Genomic DNA, 19201 nt, shown 5'->3' with positions numbered 1-19201 from the left:
CAGCGAACCCGTCCTCACCGGCCGCAACCGCGGTGAGCAAAGGCCTGCGTCACAGCGGGAAGGGGCGGCGGCGACGCTGCACTAGGCTGTCACAGCGTGTCGGCGTTGACCCCGCAGCAGATCAGCGCGATCGACGCGGCCCACATCTGGCACCCGTACAGCACCGTCGGCGCCGAGTCGATGCCGCCCGTGGTCGCGGTCGGCGCCCACGGAGCATGGCTGACCTTGGTGCGCGATGGCGTCGAGATCCGCGCCCTCGACGCGATGGCCTCCTGGTGGACCGCGGTGCACGGCCACGGGCACCCGGTGCTCGACGCCGCGCTGACCCGCCAGCTCGCGGTGCTGAACCACGTCATGTTCGGCGGTCTGACCCACGAGCCCGCCGCCCGTCTGGCGCAGCTGCTCGTCGACATCACCCCGCCGGGCTTGGACACGGCGTTCTTCTCCGACTCCGGCTCGGTGTCGGTGGAGGTCGCCGCCAAGATGGCGCTTCAGTACTGGCGCAGCCTCGGCCGGTTCGGCAAGAACCGCCTGATGACGTGGCGCGGCGGCTACCACGGCGACACCTTCACCCCGATGAGCGTGTGCGATCCCGAAGGCGGCATGCACTCACTGTGGACCGACGTCCTGTTCCCGCAGATCTTCGCGCCCGCGGTGCCGGCCCGCTACGACCCCGCCTACATGGATTCCTTCGAGGCTCAGCTGCGCGCGCACGCCGACGAGGTGGCCGCCGTCATCGTCGAGCCTGTGGTGCAGGGGGCGGGCGGAATGCGGTTCCACGATCCGCGCTACCTGACCGATCTACGCGCGGTGTGCGACCGCAACAACGTGCTCCTGGTCTTCGACGAGATCGCCACGGGATTCGGCCGCACCGGCGAGATGTTCGCCGCCGACCACGCCGGGGTCAGCCCGGACATCATGTGCGTCGGCAAGGCGCTCACCGGCGGGTACGTCACCCTGGCGGCAACGCTGTGCACACTCGAGATCGCTCGCGCCATCAGCGGCAGCGAGGCGGGCGCGTTGATGCACGGGCCCACGTTCATGGCCAACGCCCTGGCGTGCGCGGTGTCGGTGGCCTCGGTGGAGCTGCTGCTGGCCCAGGACTGGCGCGCCCGGGTGGCCGAGATCGCCGCCGGGCTCGCCGAGGGTCTGGAGCCCGCTCGGGCACTTCCCGGAGTCACCGACGTCCGGGTGTTCGGGGCGATCGGCGTCATCGAGACCCGCGAGCCCGTCGACCTCCGGATTGCCACCCCGGTCGCCCTGGACAACGGTGTCTGGCTGCGGCCGTTCCGCAACCTCATCTATGCGATGCCGCCGTTCATCTGCACGCCGGACGAGATCGCCCAGATCACCTCGGCGATGGTCGCGGTCGCCGGTGCACTAACCTGAACGGTGTTCAAGTCCACCTGAGGAGCCCCGTGACCCGCGCAGGTCTTTCACCGCTGGCCTGGCTCGACGCCGTCGAGCGGCAGCGCCGGCAGGCCGGCCTGCGCCGCTCGCTGCGCGCGCGACCCGCGGTGGGCACCGACCTCGATCTGGCCTCCAACGACTATCTGGGCCTGTCGCGGCACCCGGCCGTGATCGAGGGGGCAGTGACTGCGCTTCGCACCTGGGGTGCGGGCTCCACCGGTTCGCGACTGGTCACCGGCAACACCGAACTGCACGAGCAGTTCGAGTCTGTGCTGGCCGACTTCGTCGGCGCGGAGACCGGCCTGGTGTTCTCCTCGGGCTACACCGCCAATCTCGGTGCGGTGGCGGCGCTGTCGGGTCCGGGGTCGCTGCTGGTCTCCGACGCACTGTCGCACGCCTCGCTGGTGGACGGCTGCCGGCTGTCCCGGGCCCGCGTGGTCGTCACCCCGCACAACGACGTCGACGCCGTCGAGGCGGCGCTGGCGGGCCGCACCGAGGAGCGGGCGCTGGTCGTCACCGACTCGGTGTTCAGCACCGACGGCGCGCTGGCTCCGCTGCGGCAGCTGCACGAGGTCTGCCGCCGGCATCGCGCGCTGCTGCTGGTCGACGAGGCTCACGGCCTGGGTGTACGCGGCGTCGGCGGACGCGGCCTGCTGCACGAGGCGGGACTGGCGGGTGCGCCGGACATCGTCGTGACCACCACCCTGTCGAAGTCCCTGGGCAGCCAGGGCGGTGTGGTGCTCGGCCCGGCCGCGGTGCGCGATCACCTGATCGATTCGGCGCGGACGTTCATCTTCGACACCGGCCTGACCCCAGCCGCCGCCGGTGCCGCGATCGCCGCGCTGGACGTGCTGACCGCTGAGCCGTGGCGCGCCGAGGCCGTGATCAGCCGCGCCCGGGAGCTGGCCGCGATGTGCGGTGTGCCGGACGTTCCCGAGTCGGCCGTGGTGTCGGTGGTCCTCGGCGATCCCGAGGTCGCGGTCGCCGCCGCCGCGGCCTGCCTGGACGCCGGTGTGCGGGTCGGCTGCTTCCGGCCGCCGACGGTCCCGACGGGGACCTCCCGGCTGCGGCTGACCGCGCGCGCATCCCTGACCGACGACGAGATGGACCTCGCCCGCCGGGTGTTCACCTCGGTGCTGGGAGCTGACCGGCCATGAGCGTCGTCGTCGTCACCGGCACCAACACCGGCGTCGGCAAGACCGTCGCCACGGCCGCCCTGGCGTGCCACGCCCGCCTCGCCGGCCGGGCGGTCGCGGTCTGTAAACCGGTACAGACCGGAACAGCCGACGGTGATGACGACCTCGCCGAGATCGGCCGGCTGTCCGGGGTCACCGCACTGGTCGGGGTCGCCCGCTACCCCCAGCCGCTGGCGCCGGTCGCCGCGTCCGAAGAGGCCGGTCTGCCGCTGCCGACCGGGCCCGATCTGCTGGCCGCGATCCGCGCCGCCGACACGGCGGGTGGGCTCACCCTGGTCGAGGGTGCCGGCGGGCTGCTGGTGGAACTCGCCGCCGACGGTGTCACGCTGCGCGACCTCGCCGTCGAACTCGGCGCGCCGATGCTCATCGTCGCCGAAGCGGGACTCGGTACGCTCAACCACACCGCGCTTACCTTGGAAGCCCTTGCCGCCAAAGGGCTTTCATGCGCGGGGTTGGTCATCGGTTCCTGGCCGGCGCAGCCGGGTGCGGCGGAGATGTCTAACCGCGACGGATTGGCCCGTCACGCGCCGGTGCGCGCTGCGCTGCCGGCCGGGGTGGCAGGTGTCTCGCCGGTCGACTTCGCGGCACTGAGCGCCCGGGCATTCGACCCGGACTGGGTCGCCGGCCTGTAGTCCGGATGGCCCACTCGATCGAGCTGCTCCTCGACGGCCACGGCGATGCGGCGATCCGCACGGTTTGGCACCGGCTCGTCGATGCGGGCCTGCCCAGCCAGTTGCGGGTGAGGTCGGCCACCAACCGCCCGCACATCACCCTGCTGGCCGCCGATCGCATCGAGCCGGCCGTCGACGACGAACTGGCGCCGCTTCGACAACGGTTCCCGCTGCCGGTGGTGGTCGGCGCACCGCTGATCTTCGGCGGTGGAAGGCTGACGCTGGCGCGGCTCATCGTGGCCTCCGTCGACCTGCTGGACCTACACCGCGAGGTCTACCGGCGCTGCCTGCCCCACACGACGCAGGAACCGTTTGCGCACAGCGCGCCCGGACACTGGACGCCGCACGCCACACTCGGGCGGCAGTTCACCCCGGAGCAGGTGGGCGAGGCGCTGGCGGTGATCGACGAGCTGTCGGGCGACATCGGCGCGAACGTGGTCGGCCTGCGCCGGTGGGACGGCGACAGCGGGCGGGAATTCCCGATTATCTGAGTCGCGCGCCGGCGTCGATCTCGGCGCCGATTCCGTAGGTCAGCAGTTGCAGTCCGAACGCGAACCGGGTGGAGGGGTTCTCGGTCGGCGACGGCTCCGGCACGTCCACGCCGGCGGCGTCCCATTGCAGCCGGGACTGTTCGTCGGCGGTGAAGCCCAGCACGTAGTAGACGATCGACCGCGCGGCGAGCGCGGCCTGGCCGGGGTCCATGCCAGCTTCCACGGCCGCCGCACCCAGCTGCGACAGGATCAGGGCCATCGCCTCGGACCGTCCCGCCGCCACGCTGGCCGACACCAGTTCCGCGCCGTCAGTGTGGGACAGCAGCGCGTCGCGCAGGGCTCGGCAAACGATCTCGATGCGGTGGCGCCAGCCGGCGGCCGGCTGATCCGCACACGCTGGCGCTAGCACGTGGTCGGCTACCGCACCGAGCAGTTCCTGCTTGCTGGCGAAGTGCCAGTACAGCGCGCCGGGTGTCACGTCGAGTTCGCGGGCGAGCCGGCGCATGGTCAGGTCGGCGATCCCGTAGTTGTCCAGGATCGACGCCGCCTTGGCCACCACGTCGTGTTTGTGCAGCTGCACACCGTTAGCCTAGCCTGAACGGTGTTCAAGTTGGTCGACATGCAGGAGGAGCGCCGGTGACGCAGGCAGCTGTGGACGTGTTGGCATCGGCTCGTGAGCAGGTGCTCGAGCGCGGCGAAGGCCTGAGTCACCAGCAGGTGCTCGACGTGCTTCAACTGCCCGACGACCGGCTCGAGGAGCTGCTGGCGCTGGCCCACGAGGTGCGCATGCGCTGGTGCGGTCCCGAGGTCGAGGTCGAGGGCATCATCAGCCTGAAAACCGGTGGTTGCCCGGAGGACTGCCACTTCTGCTCGCAGTCCGGCCTGTTTTCCTCGCCGGTGCGCAGCGCCTGGCTCGACATTCCCAGCCTGGTCGAGGCCGCCAAGCAGACCGCCAAGACCGGTGCCACCGAGTTCTGCATCGTGGCGGCCGTCCGCGGTCCCGACGAGCGGCTGATGGCCCAGGTCGCCGCGGGCATCGAGGCGATCCGCAATGAGGTCGACATTCACGTCGCCTGCTCGCTGGGCATGCTGAACTCCGAGCAGGTCGACCGGCTCGCCGAGATGGGCGTGCACCGCTACAACCACAACCTGGAGACGGCGAAGTCGTTCTTTCCCAACGTGGTGACCACCCACACCTGGGAGGAGCGCTGGGCGACCCTGCAGATGGTGCGTGAGGCAGGCATGGAGGTGTGCTGCGGCGGAATCCTCGGCATGGGCGAGACGCTCGAGCAGCGCGCCGAGTTCGCCGCCAACCTCGCCGCCCTCGATCCGCACGAGGTGCCGCTGAACTTCCTCAACCCGCGTCCCGGAACGCCGTTCGGTGACCTCGAGGTCATGCCGGCCGCCGAGGCGCTGAAAGCCGTCGCGGCATTCCGGCTGGCGCTGCCGCGCACGATGCTGCGGTTCGCCGGCGGCCGCGAGATCACCCTCGGTGACCTCGGCGCCAAGCAGGGCATCCTGGGCGGGATCAATGCCGTGATTGTCGGCAACTACCTGACCACGCTGGGCCGGCCCGCCGAATCGGACCTGGAATTGCTCGACGATCTGCAGATGCCGATCAAGGCGCTCAACGCAAGCCTGTAGGCAGCCGGTAGAAAAGCAGGTGATGGTTCACGAACTGCCCGCGCCCGTCGGTGCCGGCGTCTACAACGTGTACACCGGCGCCACCGTCGGCAGTGCAGTGCCCAACGCGGCGCAACTCGGCCTCGAGCCGCCCCGGTTCTGTGCCGAATGCGGTCGTCGCATGGTGGTGCAGGTCCGCCCAGACGGCTGGTGGGCGGAATGCTCGCGGCACGGTCGGGTGGACTCCAAGGATCTGGAGATGCAGCGATGAGCCTCTCGGGCGAAGAGCATCGGGCTGCGATGAGCCTCTCGGGCGAAGAGCATCGGGCTGCGATGAGCCTCTCGGGCGAAGAGCATCGGGCTGCGATGAGCCTCTCGGGCGAAGAGCATCAGCCACGACTGCGCCCGCGGTTCTCCCGGCGATCCGCGGCCGTCATCGTCGTCGTCGGCCTCGCCCTGTCGGGGGCGCTGGTGGGTGCGCTGTGGGCGTGGCTGGCACCGCCCGCGCACGGCGTGGTCGCGCTCACCCGCTCCGGTGAGCGGGTGCAGACCTATCTGGGCAGCGAGTCCGATCATCTCTTCGTCGCCGCGGCGATGCTCATCGGCATGCTGGTCCCGGTGGCGGTGGTCGCCGCGGTCCTGGTGTGGCAGTGGCGCGCTCTCCGGGGGCCGGTCATGGCCACCGCGCTGTGGCTCGGTTCGGTAGCGGCCGCGGCAGTCGCCGCGGGTGTCGGCGCGGTCCTGGTGCATCGGCGTTACGGCACGGTCCCGTTCGAGACCGCGCCCGTCACTCCGCAGAACCGGGTCTTCTACTTCGCCGAGGCCCCGCCGGTGTTCTTCGCGCACGGTCCGCTGCAGGTCGTCACGACGCTGCTGTTTCCCGCTGCCGTCGCGGCGCTGGTGTATGCGTTGATGGCCGTCGCGACACCGCGCGACGACCTCGGCGCGGGGCCCGAGGAACGTCCGCCGCTGCTACAGCGGCCGGAACCCCACCCGGCCGCCTGAGACCACGCGGGCGACGATTGCGCCCAGGCGCCACATGCCGGCATAGGTCATCGGGTTGAGCAGCGTCGGCCAGTGCGTGCGAACGATGTGCGCGTCGAGCGGCCGCGCGGCGAAGCGGTCGGTGAGCCAGCGCAACGTCATAGGCGCCGACATCGGGTGCAGCAGCATGTGCTCGCTGAACAAGTCGCGGTGGTAGGTCACCTGCGCGCCGCCCGCGTGGTAGCTGTGCGCCAGCTCGTCGATGTCGTCGACGGCGATCACCGAGTCGTGTACCGCCTGCACGATCAGCACCGGCAGCGACGGCGCCGTTGCGCCCAGCTTGATGCGGTCGAACACGTCCTGCACCTCGGGCATGGACAGCACCTGCTCGAGCGGCGGGTGGACAAGGTTGTCCATGTCGGTCTTGAACAGCCGGATGACGGCCTCGAGGGTGGTCATGTGCTCCAGGCGCGCCAGCAGTGCGCGCCCCTCATCGGTGGCGTGCTCCTCGATCACCCGGTTGAGGTCGGGGAAGGTCTTGGCCAGCGCGGCGACCACCAGTGCGGGCAGTGCGGCCAGGCGTGAGCCGTTGAGCCGGCAGAAGGTGTTGCCCAGATCGCCCACCGGTGAGCCGAGCACCGCGCCGACGATGTTGAGTTCAGGGGCGTAGTCGGCGCGCACCTCGGCGGCCCAGGCACTGGCCAGCCCGCCGCCCGAATAACCCCACAGGCCGACCCGGCTGTCTTTGGCCAGGCCGAACCGTTCGAAGTCGAGCGTCGCGCGCAGTCCGTCCAGGACGTGGTAACCCGGTTCGTGGGGCGCGCCCCAGATGCCGTCGGGTCCTTCGTGGTCGGGGACGGAGACCACCCATCCCTCGGCCAGTGCGGCGGCCATCAGCAGGTACTCCAGCTGGGCCAGCGATCCGACGGCTTTGGCCCGCCTGCGCATCGCGTAGGACGGGAAGCAGCGGGAGGACACCGCGTCGATGGCGCACTGGTAGGACACCACGTGCCGGACGTGCTCGGGTGCGTGGCCGGCCGGCACCAACACGGTCGTGACGGTGGCCTGCGGGTCGCCGTTCATGTCCGTGCTGCGGTAGAGCAGCTGGGTGGCGTTGACGCGCTGCGGGATCAGCCCGAGGAAGCCCAGTTCGACGTCGCGTGAGCGCAGCACCGTGCCCGGTTTGGCATGTTCGAAGCCGGCCGGCGGCTGGTAGAATGGGTCGTCGCTGGGCAGCACGGGACGGCATCCCCGTTCGATCTCTTCGTGCGGGGCGCGGCCGATCCATTCGGGACCGACAGTCCCGGCAGCAAGAGTCATCGCTACCCTTCTTACCTTAAGAAGGGGCTAAGAATCCAGTCGACTCACCCGGGCGGGCGCAATGCAGCAAATTCGTCGGTGACCCGAAGCCGGGTGTCGGTGAAGCGGTAGAGGGCGGCCGGTCGGCCGCCGCTGCGGCCGGAGTGGGCGGTGGTCCCGGTCGGGGTGATGACTCCGCGCCGCCCCAGCACCCGCTGCAAGTTGGTCGCGTCGACCTGGTAGCCCAGCGCGCCGCCGTAGATGTCACGCAGCGTCGAAAGTGCGAATTCCTGTGGCGCCAAGGCGAATCCGATGTTGGTGTAGGACAATTTGGCGACCAGCCTGGCCTGGGCGTAGGCCACCATGGGGCCGTGGTCGAACGCCATCGGCGGCAGCGCATTGACTGGGTGCCACCGGGTGTCCGGCGGCAGCTCGGGGCGTGCGGGGCAGGGCACCAGCCCCAGGAACGTCGAGGCGATCGTGCGCACCCCGGGAACACGCTGTGGATCGGAGAAGACGGCGAGTTGTTCCAGGTGGGCGATCTCGCGCAGGTCGACCTTCTCGGCGAGCTGTCGGCGCACCGAACTGGTCAGGTCCTCGTCGGCCCGCAACCGGCCGCCGGGCAACGACCACTTGCCGCGTTCGGGGTCCAGCGCCCGCTGCCATAACAGCACGTTGAGGGTGGGTTTCCGGGAGGTGACGTCACCAACCTGGAATACGACGGCGAGCACCTCGTGTTCAGTGCTAGTATGAGCCACGTTTTCGATTATAAGTCGAAAACCTCGAAGACCAGAACAGGAGGCGGCGATGACCGTCTTGGACCGTGCGAGTGCTGTAGGGGTTGGCGTTGTCACCGGTCTGGCCGACCGGATCACCGACACTCCCGGTGGCTTCACCGGAGTGATCGGCGACGAGGAGTGGGCCGCTGAGGTCCGCCGGCTGGCCACCTTGCGTGGCGCGACCATCCTGGCGCACAACTACCAGCTGCCGGCCATCCAGGACGTCGCCGATCACGTCGGCGACTCGCTGGCCTTGTCGCGGATCGCCGCCGATGCAGCCGAGGACACCATCGTGTTCTGCGGTGTGCACTTCATGGCCGAGACCGCCAAGATCCTCAGCCCGGATAAGACGGTGCTGATCCCCGACCAGCGCGCCGGTTGCTCGCTGGCCGACTCCATCACCGCCGAGGAGTTGCAGGCCTGGAAGGACGAGTATCCCGACGCCGTGGTGGTGTCCTACGTCAACACCACCGCCGCGGTGAAGGCGCTGACCGACATCTGCTGTACCTCGTCCAACGCCGTCGACGTGGTGGCCTCCATTCCCGCCGACCGCGAGGTGCTGTTCTGCCCGGACCAGTTCCTGGGCGCCCACGTCCGGCGCATGACCGGCCGGGAGACCATGCACATCTGGGCCGGCGAATGCCACGTGCACGCCGGAATCAACGGTGACGAGCTGGCCGAGCAGGCCCGCGCCCATCCGGATGCCGAACTGTTCGTCCACCCCGAATGCGGTTGCGCCACTTCGGCGTTGTACCTAGCCGGTGAGGGCGCCTTCCCGGCCGACCGGGTGAAGATCCTGTCCACCGGCGGCATGCTTGATGCGGCGAAGGCCTCGCACGCCAAGCAGGTGCTGGTGGCCACCGAGGTCGGCATGTTGCACCAGTTGCGCCGCGCCGCACCGGGAATCGACTTCCGGGCGGTCAATGACCGGGCGTCGTGCAAGTACATGAAGATGATCACGCCGGCCGCGCTGCTGCGGTGCCTCGTCGAGGGTGCCGACGAAGTCGACGTCGACCCGGACACCGGCAGGCGTGCCCGTGCGAGCGTGCAACGGATGATCGAGATCGGCCAGCCGGGCGGCGGGGAATGACCCGCCGCGCCGGGTGCGGCGGTGACGGTGTCGTGGCCTGGCAGCAGCGCGCCGACGTCGTGGTCATCGGTACCGGTGTGGCCGGGCTCGCAGCTGCCCTGGCGGCACATCGAAAGGGCAGCCGCACAGTCATTCTGAGCAAGGCCGCCGAAACGGCGACATTTCACGCCCAGGGCGGAATCGCGGTGGTGCTGCCGCACACCGAGGACTCCGTGGACGCTCACGTGCGCGACACCTTGGCGGCCGGCGCGGGACTCTGCGATCCCGAGGCGGTGCGGTCCATCGTCGCCGACGGATACCGCGCGGTGGCCGATCTGGTCGCCGACGGTGCCCGGTTCGACGAGAGCGCGCCCGGGCAGTGGGCGCTGACCCGCGAGGGTGGCCACTCGATCCGCCGCATCATCCACGCCGGGGGTGACGCCACCGGGGCGGAGGTTCAGCGTGCCCTCGACCACGCCGCCGCCATGCTCGGGATCCGCCGCAACCACGTCGCGCTGGAGATCCTGCACGATGGCTCGGCGGTCAACGGTGTGCTGGTCCGCAACGCCGACGGCCTCGGCGTGGTGCATGCGCCGTCGGTGATCCTGGCCACCGGCGGTCTGGGGCACCTCTACAGCGCCACCACCAACCCCGAGGGGTCGACCGGCGACGGAATAGCGCTGGCGCTGTGGGCCGGTGTCGGCGTCAGCGACATCGAGTTCGTCCAGTTCCACCCGACGATGCTGTTCGACCGCGGCGCCGCCGGCCGCCGGCCGCTGATCACCGAGGCTTTACGCGGCGAAGGCGCGGTGCTGCGCGATGCCCGCGGGGATTCGGTGACCGACGGTGTGCACCCGATGGCGGATCTCGCCCCCCGCGATGTCGTCGCGGCGGCCATCGAGGCCCGGTTGCGCGAGACCGGCGACGAGTGCGTGTATCTGGACGCACGCTCCGTCGAGCGCTTCGAGCAGCGCTTCCCGACGGTCACCGCGGCCTGCCACGTCGCCGGGATCGACCCGACTACCCAGCCCATCCCAGTGGTGCCCGGCGCCCACTACAGCTGCGGCGGGGTCCGCACCGATGTGTACGGGCGTACTGAACTGCCTGGTTTGTTCGCGGCCGGCGAGGTGGCCCGCACCGGGATGCACGGCGCCAACCGGCTGGCCTCCAACAGTCTGCTGGAGGGCCTCGTCGTCGGCGGCCGCGCCGGACGCGACGCTGCCGAGCACGCCCGGTCGGCCGGGGTTCCGATGGCGAAAGCACTTCCGGTACAACGGGATACGCTTGACCGCCGGGTTCTGCAGAGCGCGATGACGCAGTGGGCGTCGGTCATGCGAGACGCCTCAGGATTGGACAGTCTCGCCGCGGTCCTCGAGACGGCGGCGCAGCGCCCGATGAGCAGCCGTGCCGACTTCGAGGATGCTGCGCTGACCGCTACCGCGCGGGTGGTCGACGAGGCGGCCCGGGCCCGCACCGAGACCCGAGGCTGCCATCACCGCAGCGACTATCCGCAGACCGACCCCACTCAGGCCTTCAGTCGCACGGTGCACGCCGAGCCCGCCGCCGCCTGCCTGCCATGAAGCTGACCGACGAGGAGCGCGCCGAGGCGCTCGTCACGATCCGCCGCGGCCTGGACGAGGACCTGCGCTACGGCCCCGACGTCACGACGCTGGCCACCGTGCCCGAGGACGCCACCACGGTGGCCGCCCTGGTCACCCGCGAACCCGGCGTGGTTGCCGGAGTCGACGTCGCCCTGATGGTCCTCGACGAGGTGCTCGGTGACCTCGGCTACCGGGTTGTCGAGCGCGTCGAGGACGGCACGCGACTGGACGCCGGCGGGGTGCTGCTGCGAGTCGAGGCACCCACCCGCGGACTGTTGACCGCCGAGCGCACGCTGCTGAACCTGGTGTGCCACCTGTCCGGTATCGCTACCGCGACGGCGGCCTGGGTGGATGCCGTCGCCGGGACCAACGCCAAGATCCGCGACACCCGCAAGACGCTGCCGGGACTGCGCGCGCTGCAGAAGTACGCCGTGCGGGTCGGCGGCGGGGTCAACCACCGGATGGGCCTCGGAGATGCGGCGCTGATCAAGGACAATCACGTGGCGGCGGCCGGATCGGTGCTGGCGGCGCTGCGGTCCGTGCGGGTCGCCGCGCCCGACCTGTCGTGCGAGGTGGAGGTCGACACCCTCGAGCAACTCGACGAGGTGCTGGGCGAGGACGTGCAACTGATCCTGCTGGACAACTTCCCGGCCTGGCAGACCCAGATCGCCGTGCAGCGCCGCGACTCCCGCGCCCCTGCCGTGCTGCTGGAGTCCTCCGGAGGACTGAGCCTGGAGAGCGCCGCGGAGTACGCGGGCACCGGGGTTGACTACCTGGCGGTGGGTGCGCTCACGCACTCGGTGAGGGTGCTCGACGTGGGCCTGGATCTGTAAGCGGCTCAGGCAACTGGGTGCGGGTGACGCGCGGCGGGGTGGGGTCGTCGGTGCCCGCCGGTACCACCGGAGAACGTCCGGTTGAGCAGAGTCTGCTGCCGTCCGGCCGGCGCCGCTACCCAATCGATTTTCATTCGGATGCACCGATACGGGACAATTGTGTTGATGACCAGCTTCGCGATGTCCCGGATCGATCTGCGCGGCCGCACCATGACGGCTGCCCAGTTGCGCTCGGCGTTGCCGCGCGGCGGGGTGGACGTCGATGCGGTGGTGCCCACGGTGCGCCCGATCGTGCAGGACGTCGTCGAGCGGGGCGCGGTCGCGGCGCTGGAGTACGGGCAGAAGTTCGACGGGGTGCGTCCCGGCGCGGTCCGGGTCCCGGCCGCCGACCTAGACGCCGCGCTTGCCGCCCTTGATCCCGCGGTGCGCACCGCCCTCGAGGTGGCCATCGACCGCACCCGCGCGGTACACGCCGATCAGCGGCGCACCGACACCACGACGCTGTTCGACTCCGGCGCCGCGGTGACCGAACGCTGGGTTCCGGTCGAGCGCGTCGGCCTCTACGTTCCGGGCGGCAATGCCGTCTACCCGTCCAGCGTGGTCATGAACGTCGTTCCCGCCCAGGCCGCGGGTGTCGAATCGCTGGTAGTGGCCAGCCCGCCGCAAGCCCAGTTTCGCGGCTTGCCGCATCCGACGATCCTGGCCGCCGCCCGCCTGCTCGGCGTCGACGAGGTGTGGGCGGTCGGTGGCGCGCAGGCGGTGGCGCTGCTGGCCTACGGCGGCACCGATTCCGACGGGGCGGAGCTTGCACCGGTGGACATGATCACGGGCCCGGGCAACATCTATGTCACCGCGGCCAAGCGGATCTGCCGCTCGCAGGTCGGCATCGACGCCGAGGCGGGGCCCACCGAGATCGCGATCCTTGCCGACCACACCGCCAACCCGGCGCACGTGGCCGCCGACATGATCAGCCAGGCCGAGCACGACGTGATGGCCGCCAGCGTCCTGGTCACAAACAGCGTCGCGCTGGCCGACGCCACCGACGCCGAGCTGGCCGCCCAGCTCGAGACCACCGTGCACCGCGAGCGGGTCATCGAGGCGCTCTCCGGTGAGCAGTCGGCGATCGTGCTGGTCGATGACCTCGACACCGGCGTGCGGGTGGTCAACGCGTATGCCGCCGAGCACCTGGAGATCCAGACCGTGGAGGCCAACGAGGTGGCCGGGCGGATCAAGGCCGCCGGCGCGATCTTCGTCGGGCCATGGTCGCCGGTCAGCCTGGGCGACTACTGCGCCGGGTCCAACCACGTGCTGCCCACCGCCGGGTGCGCGCGGCACTCCAGCGGCCTGTCGGTGCAGACGTTCCTGCGTGGCATCCACGTGGTCGACTACACCGAGGCGGCCCTGAAAGACGTTTCGGGACATGTGATCACGCTGGCCAAGGCCGAGGACCTGCCCTCCCACGGGGAAGCGGTGCGCCGGAGGTTCGAGCGATGATTCCGGGCAGCAAGGTGACCTTGGCAGACCTGCCGCTGCGCGACGACCTGCGCGGCAAATCCCCTTATGGGGCACCGCAACTCGACGTTCCGGTGCGGCTGAACACCAATGAGAACCCGCATCCGCCGAGCCGGGCCCTGATCGATGACGTGGCACGCTCGGTGGAGGAAGCCGCCGCCGACCTGCACCGATATCCCGACCGTGACGCGGTCGACCTGCGCCGCGACCTGGCCGCCTATCTGCGCACGCAGACCGGGGTCGAGGTGGGCACCGAAAACGTCTGGGCGGCAAACGGATCCAACGAGATCCTGCAGCAGCTGCTGCAGGCGTTCGGCGGCCCTGGTCGCAGCGCGATCGGGTTCGTGCCGTCGTACTCGATGCACCCGATCATCTCGAACGGCACCCAGACCGAGTGGATCGAGTCGGCGCGCGCTGCCGATTTCAGCCTCGACGTCGCCACCGCAGTGGCCGCGATCGTCGATCGCGAGCCCGACGTGGTGTTCGTCGCGAGCCCGAACAACCCGTCGGGACAGAGCATCCCACTTCTGGACCTGCGCATGCTGCTCGACGCCATGACGCACGGGATCCTGATCGTCGACGAGGCTTACGGCGAGTTCTCCAGCCAGCCCAGCGCCATCGCGCTGATCGACGAGTACCCCACCCGGCTGATCGTCACCCGCACGATGAGCAAGGCGTTCGCATTCGCCGGCGGCCGGCTCGGTTACCTGGTCGCCGCGCCGGCTATCGTCGACGCCGTCCTGCTGGTCCGGCTGCCCTATCACCTGTCGGTGGTCACCCAGGCCGCCGCCCGGGCGGCCCTGCGGCACGCCGACGACACTCTGGGCAGTGTCGCCGCACTGATCGCCGAGCGAGAACGTGTCAGCGCCGCCCTGACCGAACTCGGTTACCGGGTGATCCCGAGCGATGCGAACTTCGTCCTGTTCGGTGAGTTCGCCGACACCGCGACGGCCTGGCAGCACTATCTCGACAACGGCATCCTCATCCGCGACGTCGGCATACCCGGATACCTGCGCACCACGATGGGTTTGGCCGAGGAGAACGACGCATTCCTGTCCGCGAGCGCACGGCTGGCCGCCACCGAACTGGCTGAGCCGCTAGGAGCACCATGACCGCCGTGGCGACCTCGACCCGCAGAGCGCGGGTCGAGCGCAAGACCCAAGAGTCCGACATCGTCGTCGAGCTCGACCTCGACGGCGCCGGCGACGTCCGCGTGGACACCGGCGTTCCGTTCTTCGACCACATGCTGACCGCGTTGGGCACCCACGCCAGCTTCGACATGACCGTCACCGCCCGCGGTGACGTCGACATCGAGGGCCACCACACCATCGAGGACACCGCGATCGTGCTGGGCACCGCACTGGGCCAGGCGCTCGGTGACAAGAAGGGCATCCGCCGCTTCGGTGACGCGTTCATCCCGATGGACGAGGCCTTGGCGCACGCCGCCGTCGACCTGTCCGGCCGGCCGTACTTCGTGCACACCGGGGAGCCCGAGTTCATGGTCGAATTCACCATCGCCGGGTCGGCCGTGCCTTACCACACCGTGGTCAACCGCCACGTCTTCGAGTCGATCGCCTTCAACGCCCGCATCGCGCTGCATGTGCGCACCCTCTACGGCCGCGACCCGCACCACATCACCGAGGCGCAGTACAAGGCGGTGGCCCGTGCGCTGCGGCAGGCTGTCGAACCCGATCCCCGGGTGGCCGGTGTGCCATCCACCAAAGGCGCCCTGTGACAAACAAATCCGTTGTTGTCCTGGACTACGGTTCGGGCAACCTGCGCTCGGCGCAGCGGGCGCTGGAACGCGTCGGCGCCGAGGTCGAGGTCACCGCGGACCCGCAGCGTGCGGCGAACGCCGACGGACTCGTGGTACCCGGCGTCGGGGCGTTCGAGGCGTGTATGACGGGCTTGCGGGGGATCGGCGGCGACCGCATCATCGCCGACCGGGTCGCCACCGGACGGCCGGTGCTCGGCGTGTGCGTGGGCATGCAGATCCTGTTCGCCCGTGGCGTGGAGTTCGGGGTGGAGTCGGTGGGCTGCGGGCAGTGGCCCGGGTCCGTCACACGACTCGACGCACCAGTCATCCCGCACATGGGCTGGAACGTCGTCGAGGCCGCGCCGGGAAGCCTGCTGTTCAAGGGTCTCGATGCCGGCACCCGGTTCTATTTCGTGCACTCCTACGCGGCACTGAAGTGGGAGGGCGCACCCGATGCGCTGCTGACCTGGGCCACCCATCACGTGCGGTTCCTGGCCGCCGTCGAGGACGGTCCGCTGTCGGCGACACAATTTCATCCGGAGAAGAGTGGCGACGCCGGGGCGGCGCTGCTCGCGAATTGGGTTGAGGGGCTGTAAGAGTGGCGCTGATTCTTCTTCCCGCCGTCGACGTGGTCGAGGGCCGGGCGGTGCGTCTGGTCCAGGGCAAGGCCGGCAGCGAGACCGAATACGGCTCGGCGCTGGACGCCGCCATGACCTGGCAGCGTGACGGTGCCGAGTGGATCCACCTGGTCGATCTGGATGCCGCGTTCGGCCGCGGTTCCAACCGCGAGCTGCTGGCCGAGGTCGTCGGCGCGCTGGATGTCAAAGTCGAACTGTCCGGCGGGATCCGCGACGACGACTCGCTCAAGGCTGCCCTGGCCACCGGCTGCGCCCGGGTCAACATCGGCACGGCCGCGCTGGAGAATCCGCAGTGGTGCGCGGCGGCGATCGCCGAATACGGCGACAAGGTTGCCGTCGGCCTCGACGTGCAGATCCTCGACGGCGAGCACCGGCTGCGCGGCCGCGGCTGGGAAACCGACGGCGGTGACCTCTGGCAGGTGCTCGAACGCCTCGACAGCGAGGGCTGTTCGCGATTCGTCGTCACCGACGTCACCAAGGACGGCACCCTGACCGGGCCCAATCTGGATCTGCTCGAGGGTGTCGCCGAATGCACGGACGCACCCGTCATCGCTTCCGGCGGGGTGTCCAGCCTGGAGGACCTGCGCGCCATCGCGACGCTCTCCGATTGCGGTGTGGAGGGCGCGATCGTCGGGAAGGCCCTCTACGCGGGCCGATTCACGCTGCCGGAGGCTTTGGCAGCGGTGAGCCGGTAACCGAGATGGCATTGCAGTCGGCGGACCTGGAGGCCCTAGTGGCCGAGGCTGCGGTGATACTCGACGAGGCGGCCGGACCCTTCATCGCCGGGCACCGTGCTGACTCGGCCGTGCAGAAGAAGGGCAACGACTTCGCCACCGAGGTGGACCTGGCCATCGAACGTCAGGTGGTCGTGGCGCTGGAGTCGGCCACCGGCATTGGCGTGCACGGCGAGGAGTTCGGCGGCGCTGACCTCGATTCGCCGCTGGTCTGGGTGCTCGACCCGATCGACGGCACGTTCAACTACGCGGCCGGCTCACCGATGGCGGCCATCCTGCTGGGCCTGCTGCGCGACGGCGAACCGGTGGCAGGGCTGACGTGGCTGCCGTTCACCGATCAGCGGTACAGCGCGGTCCTGGGTGGGCCGCTGTACTTCAACGGGGTGGCGCAGCCGCGGATCGGTCGCGGTGACATCGCGCAGTGCGTCATCGGCGTCGGCACCTTCAACGTCGACTGGCGCGGCCGGTTCCCGGGCCGCTACCGGCTGGCGGTCTTGGAGAACCTCAGCCGGGTCTGCTCGAAACTTCGGATGCACGGGGCCACGGGCATCGACATGGCCTATGTCGGCGCTGGAATCCTCGGCGGGGCAATCAGTTTCGGCGACCACATCTGGGACCATGCGGCCGGGGTGGCGCTGGTCCGGGCGGCCGGTGGCGTCGTCACCGATCTGTCCGGTGCGCAGTGGACGGCGACGTCGCGCTCGGCTCTGGCCGCGGCCCCGGGTGTGCACGAGCACATCATGGAGATCCTGGATCGAGTCGGCTCCCCGGAGGACTACCGGTAATGGACGTCGCGGTGCGCGTGATTCCCTGCCTCGACGTCGACGCCGGCCGGGTGGTCAAGGGAGTGAACTTCGAAAACCTGCGCGACGCGGGCGACCCCGTCGAACTCGCCGCGGCCTACGACTCCGAGGGCGCCGACGAGCTGTGCTTCCTGGACGTCACGGCGTCCTCGTCGGGCCGCGCCACCATGCTCGACGTCGTGCGCCGCACCGCCGAGCAGGTCTTCATCCCGCTGACGGTCGGCGGCGGCGTGCGCTCGGTCGCCGACGTCGATTCACTGTTGCGCGCCGGCGCGGACAAGGTGTCGGTGAACACCGCTGCCGTCGCCCGTCCCGAGCTGCTCGCCGAGCTGTCCCGCCAGTTCGGATCGCAGTGCATCGTGTTGTCGGTCGACGCGCGCACGGTGCCCGCCGACGGCACCCCGACGCCGTCGGGCTGGGAGGTCACCACGCATGGCGGCCGGCAGGGGACCGGGATCGACGCGGTCGAATGGGCAACGCGCGGAGCCGAACTGGGGGTGGGGGAGATCCTGCTCAACTCCATGGACGCCGACGGGACCAAGGCGGGTTTCGACCTCACGATGCTGCGGGCGGTGCGCAAGGCGGTGACGGTACCGGTGATCGCCAGCGGCGGTGCCGGGGCGGTCGGCGATTTCGCGCCCGCCGTGGCGGCCGGAGCCGATGCAGTCTTGGCGGCCAGCGTCTTTCACTTCCGCGAGCTGACGATCGGTGAGGTGAAGGCGGCGATGGCGGCCGAGGGGATAGTGGTGAGATGACTCTCGATCCGGAGATCGCCACGCGGCTCAAGCGCGACGTCAACGGCTTGTTCGCGGCCATCGCCCAGGAGCGCGGCACCGGCACCGTGCTGATGGTCGCCTGGATGGACGACGAGGCACTGGCCCGCACGCTGGCCACCCGGGAAGCCACCTACTACTCCCGCTCCCGCGGCGAGTACTGGGTCAAAGGCGCGACGTCGGGCCACGCCCAGCACGTGCACAGCGTGCGGCTGGACTGCGACGGCGACGCAGTACTGCTCGAAGTCGACCAGGTCGGCGGGGCCTGCCACACCGGTGACCACAGCTGCTTCGACGCCGACCAGCTTCTCGGCGCGGAGTGACTAGATTTTCGTAGACCTCTCCGCCCGCAGAGCCTTGAGTCGTCGTTCCTCGCGGAACTGGGCGCAGCGCCATCACGAGGTGCCGCTGAGATTGAATGCCGTCGCCGCGGCGGATGCGGCCGACGCGGTGCGGGCCGGTGCCGTCGACGTGGCGCTGCTACGGCTACCGGCGGACACGTCCGGGCTGGCGGTCATCCCGCTCTACGAGGAGGCAACGGTGGTCGTGGTGCCGGCCGACCACCTTCTCAGCGCGGCCGATGAGGTCACCGCAGCCGACCTCGACGGCGAGCCGATGCTGGTCCCGCTCGACCATGTCGTCGACTGGGCAGACGCCCCCGGCTGCCGCGTCGATCACCGGCCCGAGACCACCGAAGCCGCAATGGAACTCGTCGCGGCGGGGCTGGGCGCGCTCGTCGTTCCGCAGTCACTGGCGCGCCTTCACCACCGCAAGGACCTCACGTACCGCCCGATCACCGACGCGCCCAACTGCGCGGTGGCCCTCGCTGTCCCGGATGGGCCGCAGCATGAGCTCGTCGAGGAGTTCATCGGGATCGTGCGGGGTCGCAAGCCCGGTTCGTCGCGGGGGCAGGTCCAGCAGGCACCCAAACTCAGCGCCCGGGAGAAGACCCTCGCCAGGCAAGCCGCCCGCGCCGCCGCAGGGAAGGTCGCCCGCAAGCCGGGTCCGGCCAAGCGGGGCCGACGCTGA

Annotated in this window: 22 protein-coding genes; 19 read left to right on the top strand and 3 right to left on the bottom strand. The window is 70.2% G+C overall.

Going from position 1 to position 19201, the window contains the following annotated elements; all coding sequences use genetic code 11:
* Window positions 1-96: 96 nt before the first annotated feature.
* From K9U37_RS14450 to K9U37_RS14435, 4 genes are read left to right on the top strand one after another with little or no spacing between them, the layout of a single operon-like run.
* Window positions 97-1389 (top strand): adenosylmethionine--8-amino-7-oxononanoate transaminase, encoded by a 1293-nt coding sequence (locus tag K9U37_RS14450; RefSeq protein ID WP_243072264.1) that lies wholly within the window; start codon window positions 97-99, stop codon window positions 1387-1389.
* Between the two features lie 29 nt (window positions 1390-1418).
* The gene (locus tag K9U37_RS14445; protein ID WP_243072263.1) at window positions 1419-2567 is read left to right on the top strand and encodes an 8-amino-7-oxononanoate synthase; all 1149 of its coding nucleotides are present in this window, start codon (window positions 1419-1421) and stop codon (window positions 2565-2567) included.
* The gene (gene bioD, locus K9U37_RS14440) at window positions 2564-3238 is read left to right on the top strand and encodes a dethiobiotin synthase (protein WP_243072262.1); all 675 of its coding nucleotides are present in this window, start codon (window positions 2564-2566) and stop codon (window positions 3236-3238) included. Before K9U37_RS14445 ends, bioD begins: the two co-directional genes overlap by 4 nt.
* A 5-nt stretch (window positions 3239-3243) precedes the next feature.
* Window positions 3244-3768, top strand: a complete 525-nt coding sequence (locus K9U37_RS14435; RefSeq protein WP_243072261.1) for a 2'-5' RNA ligase family protein — start codon at window positions 3244-3246, stop codon at window positions 3766-3768.
* Here the strand turns inward: K9U37_RS14435 and K9U37_RS14430 are convergent.
* The gene (locus K9U37_RS14430) at window positions 3761-4348 is read right to left on the bottom strand and encodes a TetR/AcrR family transcriptional regulator (protein WP_243072260.1); all 588 of its coding nucleotides are present in this window, start codon (window positions 4346-4348) and stop codon (window positions 3761-3763) included. The genes K9U37_RS14435 and K9U37_RS14430 overlap by 8 nt on opposite strands.
* Before the next feature lie 71 nt (window positions 4349-4419).
* Between K9U37_RS14430 and bioB the strand changes: the two genes are divergently transcribed.
* The 3 genes from bioB (at window position 4420) to K9U37_RS14415 (ending at window position 6396) form a co-directional block, all read left to right on the top strand.
* Entirely contained in the window at window positions 4420-5412 is a 993-nt protein-coding gene (gene bioB / locus K9U37_RS14425; protein WP_243073384.1) for a biotin synthase BioB, read from the top strand.
* 22 nt (window positions 5413-5434) lie between these two features.
* Window positions 5435-5662: a biotin synthase auxiliary protein BsaP gene (gene bsaP / locus K9U37_RS14420; RefSeq protein WP_243072259.1), complete on the top strand. Its 228-nt coding sequence runs from the start codon at window positions 5435-5437 to the stop codon at window positions 5660-5662.
* Window positions 5663-5757: 95 nt separating this feature from the next.
* On the top strand, window positions 5758-6396 hold the full coding sequence (locus tag K9U37_RS14415) for a DUF2567 domain-containing protein (protein WP_243073383.1): 639 nt from the start codon (window positions 5758-5760) through the stop codon (window positions 6394-6396).
* On the opposite strand, the gene K9U37_RS14410 is transcribed toward K9U37_RS14415, so the two are convergent.
* Both K9U37_RS14410 and K9U37_RS14405 read right to left on the bottom strand, forming a co-directional pair.
* On the bottom strand, window positions 6364-7695 hold the full coding sequence (locus K9U37_RS14410; RefSeq protein ID WP_243072258.1) for a lipase family protein: 1332 nt from the start codon (window positions 7693-7695) through the stop codon (window positions 6364-6366). The genes K9U37_RS14415 and K9U37_RS14410 overlap by 33 nt on opposite strands.
* Window positions 7696-7739: 44 nt before the next feature.
* Window positions 7740-8432, bottom strand: coding sequence for an NUDIX hydrolase (locus tag K9U37_RS14405; RefSeq protein ID WP_308197384.1), 693 nt, complete (start codon window positions 8430-8432; stop codon window positions 7740-7742).
* A gap of 49 nt (window positions 8433-8481) precedes the next feature.
* On the opposite strand from K9U37_RS14405, the gene nadA reads away from it, so the two are divergent.
* The 12 genes from nadA to K9U37_RS14345 all read left to right on the top strand — a co-directional run bounded on the left by nadA (window position 8482) and on the right by K9U37_RS14345 (window position 19201).
* Window positions 8482-9543, top strand: a complete 1062-nt coding sequence (gene nadA, locus K9U37_RS14400) for a quinolinate synthase NadA (RefSeq protein WP_243072257.1) — start codon at window positions 8482-8484, stop codon at window positions 9541-9543.
* A complete protein-coding gene (locus K9U37_RS14395) occupies window positions 9540-11102 on the top strand; it encodes an L-aspartate oxidase (protein ID WP_243072256.1) in 1563 nt (520 codons plus the stop codon). Before nadA ends, K9U37_RS14395 begins: the two co-directional genes overlap by 4 nt.
* Window positions 11099-11956: a carboxylating nicotinate-nucleotide diphosphorylase gene (nadC, locus tag K9U37_RS14390; RefSeq protein ID WP_243072255.1), complete on the top strand. Its 858-nt coding sequence runs from the start codon at window positions 11099-11101 to the stop codon at window positions 11954-11956. Before K9U37_RS14395 ends, nadC begins: the two co-directional genes overlap by 4 nt.
* Before the next feature lie 165 nt (window positions 11957-12121).
* Window positions 12122-13450 carry a histidinol dehydrogenase gene (gene hisD / locus K9U37_RS14385; RefSeq protein ID WP_243072254.1) on the top strand — a complete coding sequence of 443 codons (1329 nt, stop codon included), beginning with the start codon at window positions 12122-12124 and terminating at the stop codon, window positions 13448-13450.
* Window positions 13447-14580: a histidinol-phosphate transaminase gene (locus K9U37_RS14380; RefSeq protein ID WP_243072253.1), complete on the top strand. Its 1134-nt coding sequence runs from the start codon at window positions 13447-13449 to the stop codon at window positions 14578-14580. Before hisD ends, K9U37_RS14380 begins: the two co-directional genes overlap by 4 nt.
* Window positions 14577-15203, top strand: a complete 627-nt coding sequence (hisB, locus tag K9U37_RS14375) for an imidazoleglycerol-phosphate dehydratase HisB (protein WP_243072252.1) — start codon at window positions 14577-14579, stop codon at window positions 15201-15203. The genes K9U37_RS14380 and hisB overlap by 4 nt, the downstream gene beginning before the upstream one ends.
* Window positions 15200-15820, top strand: a complete 621-nt coding sequence (gene hisH, locus K9U37_RS14370) for an imidazole glycerol phosphate synthase subunit HisH (RefSeq protein ID WP_243072251.1) — start codon at window positions 15200-15202, stop codon at window positions 15818-15820. Before hisB ends, hisH begins: the two co-directional genes overlap by 4 nt.
* 2 nt (window positions 15821-15822) lie before the next feature.
* Complete coding sequence (gene priA / locus K9U37_RS14365) at window positions 15823-16557, top strand: bifunctional 1-(5-phosphoribosyl)-5-((5-phosphoribosylamino)methylideneamino)imidazole-4-carboxamide isomerase/phosphoribosylanthranilate isomerase PriA (protein WP_243072250.1); 735 nt, start codon at window positions 15823-15825, stop codon at window positions 16555-16557.
* A 5-nt stretch (window positions 16558-16562) separates the two neighbouring features.
* The gene (locus K9U37_RS14360) at window positions 16563-17381 is read left to right on the top strand and encodes an inositol monophosphatase family protein (RefSeq protein ID WP_243072249.1); all 819 of its coding nucleotides are present in this window, start codon (window positions 16563-16565) and stop codon (window positions 17379-17381) included.
* On the top strand, window positions 17381-18154 hold the full coding sequence (gene hisF / locus K9U37_RS14355) for an imidazole glycerol phosphate synthase subunit HisF (protein WP_243072248.1): 774 nt from the start codon (window positions 17381-17383) through the stop codon (window positions 18152-18154). The genes K9U37_RS14360 and hisF overlap by 1 nt, the downstream gene beginning before the upstream one ends.
* A complete protein-coding gene (gene hisI / locus K9U37_RS14350) occupies window positions 18151-18495 on the top strand; it encodes a phosphoribosyl-AMP cyclohydrolase (protein ID WP_243072247.1) in 345 nt (114 codons plus the stop codon). Before hisF ends, hisI begins: the two co-directional genes overlap by 4 nt.
* A 4-nt stretch (window positions 18496-18499) precedes the next feature.
* Window positions 18500-19201: a LysR family substrate-binding domain-containing protein gene (locus tag K9U37_RS14345; protein ID WP_243073381.1), complete on the top strand. Its 702-nt coding sequence runs from the start codon at window positions 18500-18502 to the stop codon at window positions 19199-19201.

Origin of the sequence: Candidatus Mycolicibacterium alkanivorans, from assembly GCF_022760805.1 — a bacterium.
Classification (GTDB): domain Bacteria; phylum Actinomycetota; class Actinomycetes; order Mycobacteriales; family Mycobacteriaceae; genus Mycobacterium; species Mycobacterium alkanivorans.
Note: the sequence above shows the minus strand (reverse complement) of the source record. Positions and strands in the feature narration are given on the sequence as shown.